This window comes from bacterium (genome assembly GCA_024226335.1).
Taxonomy (GTDB): Bacteria; Myxococcota_A; UBA9160; order SZUA-336; family SZUA-336; genus JAAELY01.
Map to the genome: position 1 here is coordinate 1 of JAAELY010000272.1, position 13,691 is coordinate 13,691.

The following is a 13,691-nucleotide window of genomic DNA, read 5'->3' on the forward strand; positions in this document are numbered from 1 at the left end:
CACAACGCAGCGCCAAAGCCGTTCATCTGGACCAAGAGCGCCGAGCAGATCCTCGACAGCATCCGTCGCTTCTGTTCCCGAGTCCTCCAGGTCCACGCTCGGAAGCATTAGAGATGGAACTTCTGAAACAGGACACTAGGCCGTTGCGGGGCGGTGCCGTGCCGGTAGCTCGAAGGTGACGAGCGTTCCAGTGTGCTCTGCGGTCTGGATCTTCAGACGTCCGCCATGCCCAGTAGTGATCCGGTTGGCGAGTGTCAGACCGAGACCCGTGTGACCGATCTGAGTGGTAAAGAAGGGTTCGAGCGCCATTTCAAGGATCTCTGAATCCATGCCGCAGCCGGGATCCTGGATACGGATCAAGAGCGCGCCCGCGTCTGGGATCTCTTCGATCTCGGTACGAACGATGCCACCGGCGGGCATGGCGTCGATGGCATTGTCGAAGACGGCCGTCAGCGCTTTCGCCAGCAGCGCGAAATCGGCGTAGATCGTCTCGGTCGTCGGGTCGACGTAGGTCTCGAATTTCACGTTCGCGTCTGCCGCCCGTTGCGAAACGGGGCGAAGAGCCTCTTCGAGCAACGCCGCGAGAGGCGTGAAGACCGGATGCAGTTCTGCGCGGTTCGATAGCTCGAGCATTCCAGCCACCGTCTTGTCGATTCGACGGGCCAGGTGCAAGAGAATCTCATCTTCGTCATCCCCGGGCAGCGTGCGTTCGATCCGCATCTGCAGACGGCCGAGCAGGACAGCTAGCGGGTTGTTGATTGCGTGGGCGACTTCTCCCGCCACCTCTTCAGCGGCAGCCAGGCGCTCCATGCGCGCAAATTCCTCGCGCTCGAGCCGTCCGCGCTCATCATCGGGCAGGGGTGCATTCGAAGCCCTGGCCCGCCTCGAAGCTCGCCTGCCACCCGGCGTTCCGAATAGCGCCATGGCGAGCATCACGCCGGTCGGTGCACCTGTCTCCGCTCCAACGCTACTCAAGTTCCATTGCAGCAGGTTCGCGAGAGTGAAGAGCGTGGCAGCCCCGGTGACCAGAGCGGTAACCAGACTGGCTAGTCGCCTCGTGCGACCGGATTTATTGAATGAAAACAGTAATTTCGGACGATCGCCCATGGTTTGTCCCCTGGGGAGGGGAATCAGCAGCATAGCAATCCTCCACCCTGACTGAAACGAGGAATTCCACCAGACGTATCATTTTTTGACACACGTAGACACTGAAAGTGCTCGTGGTTGCCATTGGACATGCTCAAGGGTGACGAAGGGGTTCCCGATAGCTACGGGACGTGAGTGACCAAAAGCCACCTCTTCTGGGACGTGTCGCCGTTGCGGCGAAGATGATCACGATGGAACAGCTCGCCCAGGCAACTCGCGAGCAAGCCCGGCTGCCTGAGAAACTGAATCTCGGCGAGATCTTCTTGAAGATGGGCATGCTCGACAAAGAGAGCCTGGCCAAGCTGGTCGAGATCCAGAAAAGCGTCGTCGCACGCGCGCGCAAAGCCCAGACAGCTTCGACCCCTCCCACCGCTCAGAAGCTGACGCGCACCGTCGAGCAGAAGCCAGCTCCGGAGACCGCCGCCCATCGACCGGTTCCAAAAAGCGCTGACGAAGCCGGTACAGACAGCGATGCCCAGGCCGCACAAGAAGCGGCGAGAGCGGCCATCGTGGACGTACCGCGCAGCGGCCCCACCGCCGAGATCGACGCGCGCCTGGCCGCAGCAGCTGCTGAAGGTGCCAGTGACGTCCATTTTCACAGCCGCGCCAGGCCACGCGTCCGCTTGCGCGGCCAGCTGATCGAGAAGGATGAGCCGGAACTCTCTCCGGAAAAGGCAGCAAGCCTGATTCTGCCGATGCTCAGCGAAGAAGACCGAGCGACCTTCGAGGAGCACGGCGAACTCGACTTCAGCTACTCACTCGACGGCGTCGGGCGCTTTCGAACGAACGTCTACCGGCAGCTACGCGGTATCGACGCCACGATGCGCCGCATTTCCCCTACACCTCCAACGCTCGAAAGCCTGAACCTGCCTTCTGCGCTGGCGAAGTTCACGAACTTCCACCAGGGCATGGTCCTGCTCACGGGTCCGACCAGCTGCGGCAAGTCCTCGACCATGGCCGCTCTCGTCAACATGGTGAACGAAGAGCGTGCCGAACACATCTTGACGATCGAAGACCCGATCGAATACCTGCACGAGTCCAAGCGTTGCCTCGTGAACCAGCGCAACGTAAAGCGCCACACCGAGAGTTTCGCGCGTGCCCTGCGAGCGGCCCTGCGCGAGGACCCGGACGTGATCGTGATCGGCGAGTTGCGGGACCGCGAAACCGTTTCGCTGGCGATGACAGCAGCGGAAACGGGCCACTTCGTACTCGCCACTCTACACACCGATAATGCGATCCGGACCGTGAACCGCATCGTGGGTTCGTTCCCGCCGGATCAACAAGAGCAGGTGCGCTCCATGCTGTCCGAATCGCTGCGTGCGGTGATCTCGCAGCGACTGGTTCCGACGGTCGATGGTCAGGCGCAGGTACCCGCGACCGAAGTCATGGTCGTCAATCGCGCGGTCGGCAATCTGATCCGCGAGAACAAGACCGTGCAGATCCGCTCACTCATGCAGACGGGCCTGGCCCAGGGCATGAACCTGCTCGATACATCGCTTTCGGAATTGCTGAAAAACGGAACGATTTCACGGGAAGCAGCCCTCGAGTGTTGCGAGGACCCGAAGAACATCGAGGCATAGGAGACGTCCGTGGCGCAGATGGATCAACTCCTCGGTTACCTGAAGGACAGTGGCGGATCAGACCTGCATCTGGCTGCAGGACTCGAGCCGCGCATCCGATTGCACGGTGAACTGGAATCCGTGCAGGGCTGGTCGGAACTCGGAGACAGCGATCTGCGCAAACTGCTGCGCGAGATCACGACGGGGGAGCAGTGGACCTCGTTCGAGGGCTGCGGCGATCTCGATTTCGCCTACGGCATCGATGGCGTGGCTCGCTTCCGCGCGAACTTCTTCGTCCAGGAACACGGAGCCGGTGCAGTCTTCCGGATCATTCCGGAGAAGATCATCCCGCTCGAAGATCTGAACGTGCCACCCGCAATCGGCGAACTGGTCAATCTGAAGAGCGGCCTGTTAGTGGTCACTGGACCCACGGGATCGGGTAAGTCGACAACACTGGCCGCCATCATCAACAAGATCAACCGCACGCATTCCAGACACATCCTGACTCTCGAAGACCCGGTCGAATTCGTGCATCAGAACGATAGGTGTGTGTTCTCGCATCGAGAGATCGGAACCCACACCAAGGGTTTTGGACCGGGGTTGCGCGCCTCGATCCGCCAGGATGCAGATGTCGTACTGGTCGGCGAAATGCGAGACTACGAGACGATCTCGCTGGCGATCACCGCCGCCGAGATGGGCATGCTCGTATTCGGCACACTCCACACGAACAGCGCGGCGAAAACGATCGACCGCATCATCGACACGTTTCCCGCGGACGAGCAGATGCAAGTACGCGTGAGTCTGGCGGAGTCGTTGGCCGGTGTGATCGCCCAGCTTCTCTTGCCTACCGCCGATGGTAAAGGTCGTCGAGCCGTGAACGAAATCCTGCTCAAGAGTAAAGCTTTGCCGAACATCATTCGCGAAGCCAACGGCTCCATGCTCACGTCCTACATCCAACAGGGCAAAAAGCAGGGGATGCAGTTGATGGACGATGCCCTCTTCGAGTTGGCGAAGGCCGGAGACATCCTGCCCAACGACGCCTATATGAAGGCCATGGACAAACCCCGCTTCGAACCCCTGCTCCCGAAGGAATAGAAGCCGAACAACGGACGGCAATGGATTTGTCCGCGGCGGATTAGGGTCGATCCGCTTCGAGTTGCCGACGCAGGGCACTCGCGTCTGCGTTCCCTGGCGTCAGTGCTTCCAGTTTCCTCGCATACGCGAGCGCCTCGCGCTTTCGACCCATATCGCGGCTGATCGTCGCGAGGGCCGAGAGCAACTGGACGTCGTGGGGATGTCGCTCGTGTGCGCTGGATAGGATTCGCAGCGCCTCGACGCTGCGAGCGGCGGAGGACAACGCGATCCCATAGACATACTGGATGCGCGCGACCTCCGGCGCGAGCCTTGCGGCTTCGCCCAGTTGTTCGAGAGCCTCGCTCAGGCGACCTTGCCGCACCAGCGATAACCCCAATGCATGGTGAACCTCTGCGCTTTCCCGATCGACTTCGAGAGCCCGGAGCAGAATCGACTCAGCCTCGTCTTCTCGATTCTGTACTCGGTAGAGATCGGCGAGGTTGACGTAGGCTGGCAGGAAGTACGGCCCGGTCGCGATCGCATCTCGAAATGCTGCGTCGGCGCGATCGAGTTCTCCTCGGCGGAAGTGCAAGATCCCCAAGTTCACGTGTGCAGAAGGCTGATCGGCGTTCATGACCTGTACTGCCCGGTATTCCTCGAGCGCAGCGGCGAGTGCCGAACTCTGTTCATCCGACTCAGCCAGGGATCGACCCGCCTCAATGCGAACGGAGCGCAGGCGATCGCTGAGCAACGGGCGCAGGATGCGAACTCGTTCCGGCGGCGCCAGTGCATCGGCCACGCGAGCGGACGCAGCACGCAGCAACGGGTCGGCGTCGCGGGCCGCCTCCGCGATCGCCTGAGCCAGCGACGGGGAGCGGTGGCGCGATAACTCGTGCAGAGCGGTCGCCCGCACGATTCCCGGAAGTGCCGCATCTCCGGCGAGTTCGCGCAATTCGGAACGCGAAGCGGAATCGCCGCGGCGCGAGCGGGCGAAGACACCGGTGAAGTTCGGCCTGGCTTGAGTCCTCCGATCGGGCCAGCGCTCCAGAGCCGTCGCGGCCCACCGCGCAGAACGCTGGGCATGACAGGAATTGCAGGCATTTGGAACATCCCACTTCACACTCAGATCGGGGCGCGGGACACGGAATCCGTGATCTCGCCGGACATCCACCTGCATATAGGTTCGCGATGGCATGTGGCACTCGACGCAGCGCGCACCTTCGGAACCGGGTGTGTGCTGGTGATGTCGTCGGGTATCGAAGCGTTCGGATGCGTGACAGCGCACACACAGGGCATTTCCCTCGGCTCGAAGAGCGAGCGAGTGCGGTTCGTGACAGTCACCGCAACTCACCCCGGCCGCGTACATACGACTCTGCAAGAACGATCCGTAGACAAAAACTTCGTCGAGAATCTGACCGTCCGCTTCGTACAGGCCTTCTTCCAGAAGGGCGAGTTGATGAGAGTCGAAGAACCGCTCGCCGGGCGGATCTTCGCTGAGCAACGCGCGCCTGGAGTGACAGTGCGCACAGGTCTGAGTCTCTGTGTGCGAGCTTCGCCTCGGAATGCGCTCCGCAATACCGGTCGCCGCATTCATGACCCAGCGCGCTTCGTCTCGTGCGGCCAGTTCGGTGATCAGACCCGGGTTCGATTCGCTCGCGCGCTCTGCATCCGACAGGCGCGCCCAGGTGAGATGCTTCGACCCGGGTCCGTGGCACGCTTCGCAGGCCACATCGATATCGGACCAACTCGTCTGGTACTCCCGGGCCTGCGCGTCATAGCGTTTGCGCAGACCCGTCGAGTGACAGTGCGCACAGGCCGAGTTCCAGTTGTTCGCAGCACCCGACCAGTGCAGCACGTCACCTGACGGCACTACTTCGTCGGGATAAAGGGAAAACCAGCGCTGACCTCCGACCGAGCGGGGCCGACTGTCCCAGGCCACGGTGAGCGCCTGGAGGCGCCCTCCGGGCAACCCGACCAGGTATTGCTGAAGCGGCTCGACCCCAAAGGTGTAGAGCACGCGCAGATCGGTGGGTTCTCCATCGGGGCCTTCGAGCTGAGCATGGTACTCACCCTCCCGGCGGAAAAAGCGCGTGCTCGCACCCGCGTGTGCAAAGCGCGCGTTCTCGAAGTCTCCCAGAACGGTATCGATTCCCGCCTCTTGCATTGCGCGGTCGTGGTGCGAGCCCGACCAGGCGGAAGCTTGTCTTGCGTGGCACTCCGCGCACACAGTCGCGCCGACGTAGTTGATGCTCTCGTCGACCGGGGTCGATCCGGGCTGCGGGTCACAGGAAACGATCGCACCGCAGAAAGCGATGATGAATAGACTTCGCGTGAACTCGGTTCGCATCATGCAACGACAGCGCGCCTCTCAGCCCGCGGTGCTGCCTCCGTCGATCGCCCAGATCGCGCCGTGGGCAAAACGGGCGTCGTCCGAAGCCAGGTAGGCGAACAGGCGCGCGACTTCTTCGGGCTGGCAAGCACCGCGAAACGATGCGTAGCGGGACATCAGCTTCGGGTTGATGTCATCTGGAATCTCGATGCCCACGTTCATCTCCGTGGCCACCATGCCCGGCGCAATCGCATTGACCCGGATGCCCGTCCGCGCGTATTCCATCGCGAGTGCCTTGGTCAACTGGGCTACACCGGCCTTGGTCGCACAGTATGCCGCCGTGTAGGCCTGGCCGATCAACGCCGCACTCGATGCCAGATTGACGATCGAACCCTCCGTCTCGATCAGCTTCGGGATCGCCGCCTGACACATCCACACGACACCGGTCAGATTCACGCTGAGCAGCAGTTCCCAGGTTTCCGGAGTCATCTCGTGGAAGTGCGCGAAGCGATTGACGCCGGCGATATTGCCCAGGACATCGAGTCGGCCGAAGCTGGACATCGCGGCATCAACGGCCTCGCGGCAGGCATCGCGATCCGTCACATCGCAGCGCCGCCACTCCATCTGTCCACCTTCAGCAGCAACTCGCTTGGCAGTTTCTTCGAGACCGTCCTGGTTGAGGTCGATTCCGAGCAGCGATGCGCCCTCCCCCGCCAGTTGCAACGCGGTAGCGCGCCCGATTCCAGAAGCGGCTCCCGACAGCAACGCCACCTTGCCTTCAAATCTTCTCATTCCCATCCCTTCCCCGGAGATCCGGCGCCCCAGAGTACCGTGATAGGATCGCCGATGTGAGCGAACTCAAGCTGATCGTCTACTCGGACTACCTGTGTCCCTGGTGCCACGTAGCCTCGCATCGCCTGAACGCTGTGGTCGCGGAGTTCGGCGATCGAGTCGAACTCGAGTGGCGAAGCTACTTGCTGCGTCCCTTCGAGAGCTCGAAGCGCGACCTGGAGAAATTCAAGCGCTACACGCAGTCGTGGGCGCGCCCGGCGGGCGAGGAAGACAGTCCGGAATTCAGCCTCTGGAAGACCGAATTCGGACCTCCGAGCCACAGTATTCCCGCACACGTCGTGACCAGAGCCGCGGCGGCCATCGGTTCAAAAGAGTTCCAGCGCGTGCACGAGCGGCTTCTGTGCGCGTACTTCGTAGAGAACCTGGACATCTCCGACGAGGAAACCCTGCGACGCCTCTGGCTCGAATGCGGCCTCGAAGAAGCGCTCTTCCCACCGCCCCGGGATCCCGACCTCGGCAGCGAGATTCTCGAAGAACACAACGCGGCCATCGATCTCGGAGTGACCGGCGTGCCCGCCGTCCAGATCGCCGGCGACGACGTCGTCATCACGGGAGCGCACCCACGCGAACTCTACCGGCGTTGGATCACCCGACGACTCGCCGCGGACTAGCGGTGGGATCCCTTCCTCGGCGTACGCTAGGCGTATCCCGGGGTACCGATGAGGGCATTCAGTTTTCCTATCCTCCAAACCGGGTGCCGTGCGATACTTCGGAGGTTCTTTCACACCGAATGCCGAGCCCTGCCATGCCCACCAACCCATTCGAGCCCCGGAGTGACTTCGCGCACGAGAACACGTACCGAGGCTACTCGATCGCCGCACTCATTCATCGGAATCGGCTGCGGACCCTCCACGAGATCCTGCGCTCCCTGCCGCTCGGCGAGAGCGGCAAGCTCGTCGACTTCGGCTGCTCCGACGGGTTCATCCTCCAGCAACTACGAGCCAGCCTGCTGCGAGAGGAAGACTGGGAACTATACGGATTCGACCACAACGATTCCTTCCTCGACCAGGCGCGTGCGAAGAAGATCCCTCGCTGCGAGTTCGACATCTACAGCCTGACCACAGTGACGGAACGCTTTCGCGACCAATTCGACGTCGTCCTCTGCCTGGAGACGATCGAGCACTGCGGCGACTTTCGTAACGCGCTGCGAAATCTCGAAGTTGCGTGCAAGCCGGGCGGCAAGATCGTCGTCACGGTGCCCGTCGAGATCGGTCTGCCTGGCTTGATCAAATACATCGGAAAGCGAGTCCTGCGACCCGGAGAGTTCACCGACTTCTTTGTGCAACGCAGCGAGCTGGAGTACCTCGCGGCGCTGGTGACCGGCCGCGATCTCGAAAAGTTCCGCCAGCCCGCTCAATCAGGCTGGCCGGAGCATCTCGGATTCGACAACAACCGGCTCAATGAGTTCATCCAGCAGGAGTTTGTCGGGACCGGGCGCCTCCGGCTGCACCACTCGCGGAGTCTGAGTTTCGGCTTTGGACACACCTTCGTCCTGGCAAAGGACGGAGAGTCTAAGGTGCCCGCCGTGTAGTCGATGGACGCTTTTCCCAGGCGTCGTAGTGTGAATGGGGCTCTCGCAGCAGCAGCCCGGCCGATTCGAACCGGCATGCGTGGTGGCCGGAATCAGGAGACACTCCTTGAAGGAAATCGAGATCGAGGCACGGGGCATGACCTTCCAGGCGCTGGCCGAAGGCCCTGAAGACGGGCCCCCGCTATTGCTGTTGCACGGCTTGCCCCGTAACCGTTGGGAATGGCACCACCAGATTTCGCCCATGGCCGAGATGGGATTCCGGGCGGTGGCGCCCGACCTGCGCGGGTTCTGCCCCGGCGCCCGGCCAGAGGGCGTCGAGGCCTATCACCTGAAAGAGTATGCGCAGGACATCCTCGAGATCGCCGACGCGTTGGGCCAGGCAGGGCGTCCGTTTCATCTCATGGGCACCAGTATCGGTGCGAATATGGCCTGGTGGCTTGCCGCGAAGCACCCCGATCGCATCGCGACCTTGGTCTGCATCAACATTCCGCATCCCGGGGCACTGGCCGAAGGCAGGTCGAAGACCGAAGCGAGCACGGAGGGGCAGAACGCGAAGTTCAACTACATCCAAGAGGCCGCGCGGGAGGGCAACGAGCGGAATATGTTCGAAGCGATGCTGGCCGCACAGGGCGTGTCACTCGAGGAGAGCGAGCTCTATCGGAAGGCGCTAGACAGCGACGAAGCGCTGCGCGCGGTCTACAACTTCTACCGGGCCATCCCACTATGGGCGAGGGAACGTCTGGACCCCGTTCCGATGCCGACGATGTTCATCTGGCCCACGGGCTCCAAGAACGTCGCGGGTGCTTCGATCGAAGCCAACGCAAACTGGGTAAAGGGCCCCTACCGCTTGGAGATCGTCGAGGACGTCCACCAGCCGGCCCTCCAGGCGGCGCCGGAGCGGATGACTCCCCTTTTGCTCGAGCATCTCTCCGAGCACGCACACTGACGCATGCTCGCACGGCCTGCGCATCAGCTCGCTCTGAGGTAACAACGTTTGCGTCTCGCGCAGGAACGCCGCATTCCAGCTAAAGGTCGGGACCACAGCACCCTGAAGGAGAGATTTCCATGGAAAAGCGCCTGGAAGGTAAACGCACTCTCATCACGCAGGCCACCGACTATATGGGGCCCGCAATCGCTGAGCTGTTTCGCGAGCACGGTGCGAACGTCATCAGCGATGAGACAGTTTTGCGGGCGCCGGAATCAGCCGGGCAACTAGTCGAGAAAGCTGGCCCAATCGATATTCTGGTAGCCAACCTGGCTGCTGACGTACATTTTGGCACCTCGGCTGTCGATCTCAGCGACGATATGTGGGCGGATGCCTTCGACATCATGGTCCACCCCCTTCACCGTTTGACCCGCGCGGTCCTGCCGCAGATGATCAAGCGCGGTGCGGGAAAGATCGTGGTCGTCGGAAGCGCAACCGGTCTCAGAGGCATGGAAGCCGCCACCGCCTATAGCGCCGCGCGGTCTGCCCAGGTCGGATACGTGCGAGCGGCCGGCCTCGAAGCGGCTCGGCACAATGTGCAGATCAACCTGATCGCTCAGAATTGGGTCGAGAATCCAGACTACTTCCCACCCGAAATCACCGACACACCGGCATTCAAGGGACTATTGGAACAGCAGGTTCCATTGGGCCGATTGGCGACCTCTCGCGAAAGCGCATTGCTCGCACTATTCCTTGCGTCGAGCGAAAGCGACTTTTTCGTGGGTCAGTCGCTTCCGTTTAGCGGCGGCTGGACACAGTAGTCGCAGCACCTGCGCTGGCGCGCCAGCGACAGTTTCGCCCAGCGTACGCAGAGCCCAGGAAGGCGGGCGGTACTACGACACCTACGTTTCCGCGCACCCGGACTGAACTTGGGACCCCGCAACCTTCCCATCGTAGGGCATCTCCCCTCAAGAGGTCCTCGCATCTCTGACAGCCCCACCGAAATGCTCATACCGGACGTCCGTCTCAGGGCCTTTCACCACGTGTCCTTCAACCGAGGCTGCAGCTGTGTCGCAAGATCCGAAGGAGGAGGCATGGATCCAAGATTCCTTACTTGCGTCGCGCGCTTCGAGATCGCCTCGAGCGGCTGCCCGACCGCTTGGGCAAAGGAATGGTATGGCCCCAGCTGCACATACGGCAGCTCGGCTGTGCCGACGCGGCGATGTTTCTTGTCCTGTTCGCCCGGTCCGGATACGCCACGAAACCGCCCCCGAGTGCGATGTCCCTGCGCGTCTGCCGGCCTGTGCCGTGCGAATAGTCCACGCGGTACGAATCCACGAAGTCTTCGGCCTGCATGGGAATGGGGTAGCTCGAATGGGCGAGCTTCCACGACCTGCTGGACAGCCCATTCAGCAGTCGGATGCCCGGTCACGTTGAAGTAAACTACGTCGCGAGGGCAGGAAACATGAACGCATTAATGGGAATATCCGAAGAAAGCGGAACGCGGAGTCGAGAAGGGAAGAGATGAACCATGCCGATCGAACTAGAACTCCTCGATGGCGGCACAGGGCTTGTTCGAAAGTTGAGAGGACATGTTACGTCGAAGGAACTCATCAGTTCGATTACCGGATTTGTGGCTTCTGACGAAGACGTAAGGCGAGTAAGATATACCGTATTTGACTCCTCTGAAGTTGAGAGCATGGACGATGTCAGCAGTGAAGACATACGTGCAATCGCCGAGGTGAACAAGCGCACGGCTCAGGTGAATCCGAATGTTCTCGTTGCGCACATCAGCCCGAGAGATGTCGTCTACGGGCTTTCGAGAATGTGGCAGATGCTCCTGGAAGTGACTGACGTTCCCTGGAAGACACAGGTCTTTCGATCCAGAGAAGAAGTAGCGAGTTGGCTCAAAGAGAGCCTGGAAGATGCGCCTGATCAGGGATCCTAACGCTCTTGCTCAAGTACCTTTTCGCATAACCTGACCGAGCATCAGGGCTGACTGATGAAGAACGATTCATGCAATTGGGTCTTCACGTCTGCTCGCGGGGCTTTGTCCAGCACCTCGGGACGAGCGGGCTGAATTGGCGACAGCGGCACTTCAGCAGGCCGTCATCGCTACCGCGAGCCGCCCAGATCTTCAGCACCATCATCTGAACGGGTCCCGTTAGTTTCGTCAGAGCATTCTCGAAACCTTCGCCCCGCAGGATGCTGGAGGTGCGCTCCGGGGCCTCTGCGATGGGGTCGTGGCCGACATCTTCGAAGCGGATGAGGCGCTTGCCTCGGGGCGCATCGAGATCGTTGAGCCAATCCTCGACGAGATGTTAGCTGAAGGGGATTTCTCGCTGCAGAAAGACCAAGGGTCGCCTCAACCCTGGCCTCTGGGGTATTCAATGTTCAGGGAAGAGCCATTGCAGGGCAGGACGGGACGGGGGAATGACGCTTGAAGTAGACTGGTGCCGTTCGGAATCTGGAGACTGACAGGTGGTGGATCAGTGATCGAAACACTCGGCGACCTGGGGGATTTCATCGGCGGCATCGCCGTCGTGATCACGATCTACTATCTGGCGATTCAGATTCGTCAGAACACGGCTGCCACGAGTGCAGCGTCGATGGTGGGCATCATCGGATCGTCGCGAGACAACGCCGCGGCCGTCGCCGCGCCACAGCTCCCGATGGTCCTTGCGCGGCTGAATGCCGGTGAGCGCCTCGAACGCGAGGAACTGGTGATCTTTCGATTTCACGCGCAGGGGATGCTGGCCAATCAATGGCAGGTGTTCTACCTCAACCAACGCGGGCTGGTTGAAACCCCGATGATGGCTGCGTGGGACCGCCGAAACAGCGTGTTTTTCGAGATGCCCTTGTTCAGAGCGGCCTGGAGCGACCTGCGGGTAGGCTATCCCGAAGACTTTCAGCAGCACATGGACGACCTCTTTTCTGCGCTGCCGAGTTCGGGTTCCCAGCCTGCCACGCCCTCCCACTGACCGGCAAAGAAACGTGGCGATTCGGAGGTGACGTGTTCCGCCCGTCTTCGGACGCCCGCTTCTCGAGCGGCACGAAACACGGCCCATCATTGCTTTCGCACCCGCTGGGCCAGACGATCGCGAGCCCACGGAGTCCGGTTCGCCTTGTGTAGGCGCACCTGGGAAATTTCCTCGAAGAAGAGGTCGTTGAACAACCCCATTTTCTCAGAGAGTCCTCGGGGCTAGATTTCTCCTGACGCACTCCGACTAACGAACTGCGGAAAGCGATCAGGACTCGCGCGAAAGCACACTGCGCGCGGCTCGCAGCGATTTCTCCGCGCGGGCGAAACGGTCTTCCCACTGGCGGGCGAACGGGGTTGCCCATGAGCCCTCTCCGAGACTGATGCGCTCCAGATACAACACGGCCATGTCGACGTGTTCGAGAACCTCTACGAGATCCCCCGGACCCTTGGGACCCGGGTACTGCGGCAGATCCGTGGTCGCTTCCCGCACATCCTGCGCCCAGCGTGCTGTCCATTCCATCCAGCCGTTGATCTGCGTCTTGCCCTCTGCGCCGATTCTCTCGAGTGTGTACTTCGGTTCCCCCAACGCCACGACTTCCAGGCGCCCGCGCAACACGAGTCGCTCCAGTCGCGTGACCGCCGCTTCGACCGAAGCGAGATCTTCGGGGCGTGCCTGCGGATGGGAGCTTGACGACCGGGACGAGCGGGTGCCGGCCCTCCGAAACCAGTCGGCACGGGAAAAGTACTGCGAGCGCAGCTTCTCCCACTCTTTTCGAATCGGGGTCAGGTCGCGAATCAGCGGATCCTCGGAGCCGGTTTCGGCGCGCGCCGAGAAGAACAGCAGTTTCCCACTCGCGGACCGGCCGAAATGCGTGCCCTCGATCCGGCCGATCGCATTCACGAGTTCCAGCACGGCCCTCCCGACAGCCCGATAGTCATCGGCCGTCTCAGGCCGGTCCAGGTAGAGAGCTTTTTCGAGCGCCTCGATCTGCTGGCGAAACGCCTCGGCGTTCAGCTTGCCGGAAACGACTGCAGCGATCTCGGCGGCCGGGCCGGCCTCCGGCGCGTCCGCCGGCTCAGCGGCGCGCTCGCAGGCGGAACCGCACAGCAGAACCCAGAACGCGAGAATCGCGAACAGCGGTCGTCTGCGGCTAGGGAATCTCTGCACAGGGAGGATTCGAGCGAGAAGCGGGAATCGCCGCCTGAGCAAGAAGCGTGATCCGATCGCAGATCCGTAGATCTGCAGAGGGTCGCGCGACGCAGCGCAGGCGGATGCATCGCGCTTCGCAGCC

At 61.7% G+C, this 13,691-nt stretch carries 13 protein-coding genes; 9 read left to right on the forward strand and 4 right to left on the reverse strand.

The window, feature by feature from the left end; genetic code table 11:
- Positions 1-135: 135 nt before the first annotated feature.
- Positions 136-1,107 (reverse strand): hypothetical protein, encoded by a 972-nt coding sequence (locus GY725_14730; GenBank protein MCP4005445.1) that lies wholly within the window; start codon positions 1,105-1,107, stop codon positions 136-138.
- Between the two features lie 314 nt (positions 1,108-1,421).
- Between GY725_14730 and GY725_14735 the strand changes: the two genes are divergently transcribed.
- Positions 1,422-2,726 carry a type IV pilus twitching motility protein PilT gene (locus tag GY725_14735; GenBank protein ID MCP4005446.1) on the forward strand — a complete coding sequence of 435 codons (1,305 nt, stop codon included), beginning with the start codon at positions 1,422-1,424 and terminating at the stop codon, positions 2,724-2,726.
- A gap of 9 nt (positions 2,727-2,735) precedes the next feature.
- The gene (locus GY725_14740) at positions 2,736-3,800 is read left to right on the forward strand and encodes a PilT/PilU family type 4a pilus ATPase (GenBank protein ID MCP4005447.1); all 1,065 of its coding nucleotides are present in this window, start codon (positions 2,736-2,738) and stop codon (positions 3,798-3,800) included.
- Between the two features lie 40 nt (positions 3,801-3,840).
- Here the strand turns inward: GY725_14740 and GY725_14745 are convergent, their stop codons facing one another.
- On the reverse strand, positions 3,841-6,129 hold the full coding sequence (locus GY725_14745) for a tetratricopeptide repeat protein (protein ID MCP4005448.1): 2,289 nt from the start codon (positions 6,127-6,129) through the stop codon (positions 3,841-3,843).
- An 18-nt stretch (positions 6,130-6,147) separates the two neighbouring features.
- The gene (locus tag GY725_14750) at positions 6,148-6,900 is read right to left on the reverse strand and encodes an SDR family oxidoreductase (protein MCP4005449.1); all 753 of its coding nucleotides are present in this window, start codon (positions 6,898-6,900) and stop codon (positions 6,148-6,150) included.
- Positions 6,901-6,956: 56 nt separating this feature from the next.
- Here GY725_14750 and GY725_14755 point away from each other — a divergent pair, with 56 nt between their 5' ends.
- From GY725_14755 to GY725_14785, 7 genes are all read left to right on the forward strand, one after another.
- Positions 6,957-7,571, forward strand: a complete 615-nt coding sequence (locus GY725_14755; protein MCP4005450.1) for a hypothetical protein — start codon at positions 6,957-6,959, stop codon at positions 7,569-7,571.
- Between the two features lie 134 nt (positions 7,572-7,705).
- The gene (locus GY725_14760; protein ID MCP4005451.1) at positions 7,706-8,491 is read left to right on the forward strand and encodes a class I SAM-dependent methyltransferase; all 786 of its coding nucleotides are present in this window, start codon (positions 7,706-7,708) and stop codon (positions 8,489-8,491) included.
- 106 nt (positions 8,492-8,597) lie between these two features.
- A complete protein-coding gene (locus GY725_14765; protein MCP4005452.1) occupies positions 8,598-9,437 on the forward strand; it encodes an alpha/beta hydrolase in 840 nt (279 codons plus the stop codon).
- Between the two features lie 119 nt (positions 9,438-9,556).
- Complete coding sequence (locus GY725_14770) at positions 9,557-10,237, forward strand: SDR family oxidoreductase (protein MCP4005453.1); 681 nt, start codon at positions 9,557-9,559, stop codon at positions 10,235-10,237.
- Between the two features lie 710 nt (positions 10,238-10,947).
- Positions 10,948-11,364, forward strand: a complete 417-nt coding sequence (locus tag GY725_14775) for a hypothetical protein (protein ID MCP4005454.1) — start codon at positions 10,948-10,950, stop codon at positions 11,362-11,364.
- Between the two features lie 295 nt (positions 11,365-11,659).
- On the forward strand, positions 11,660-11,860 hold the full coding sequence (locus GY725_14780) for a hypothetical protein (protein ID MCP4005455.1): 201 nt from the start codon (positions 11,660-11,662) through the stop codon (positions 11,858-11,860).
- 48 nt (positions 11,861-11,908) lie between these two features.
- Entirely contained in the window at positions 11,909-12,397 is a 489-nt protein-coding gene (locus tag GY725_14785; protein MCP4005456.1) for a hypothetical protein, read from the forward strand.
- Between the two features lie 267 nt (positions 12,398-12,664).
- On the opposite strand, the gene GY725_14790 is transcribed toward GY725_14785, so the two are convergent.
- Positions 12,665-13,567, reverse strand: coding sequence for a hypothetical protein (locus GY725_14790; protein MCP4005457.1), 903 nt, complete (start codon positions 13,565-13,567; stop codon positions 12,665-12,667).
- Positions 13,568-13,691 lie beyond the last annotated feature (124 nt).

Coding starts and splice junctions, on each gene's coding strand:
- GY725_14730 (MCP4005445.1), bottom strand. CDS start 1,107: ATGGGCGATCGTCCGAAATTACTGTTTTCATTCAATAAATCCGGTCGC.
- GY725_14735 (MCP4005446.1), top strand. CDS start 1,422: ATGCTCGACAAAGAGAGCCTGGCCAAGCTGGTCGAGATCCAGAAAAGC.
- GY725_14745 (MCP4005448.1), bottom strand. CDS start 6,129: ATGATGCGAACCGAGTTCACGCGAAGTCTATTCATCATCGCTTTCTGC.
- GY725_14750 (MCP4005449.1), bottom strand. CDS start 6,900: ATGAGAAGATTTGAAGGCAAGGTGGCGTTGCTGTCGGGAGCCGCTTCT.
- GY725_14760 (MCP4005451.1), top strand. CDS start 7,706: ATGCCCACCAACCCATTCGAGCCCCGGAGTGACTTCGCGCACGAGAAC.
- GY725_14770 (MCP4005453.1), top strand. CDS start 9,557: ATGGAAAAGCGCCTGGAAGGTAAACGCACTCTCATCACGCAGGCCACC.
- GY725_14775 (MCP4005454.1), top strand. CDS start 10,948: ATGCCGATCGAACTAGAACTCCTCGATGGCGGCACAGGGCTTGTTCGA.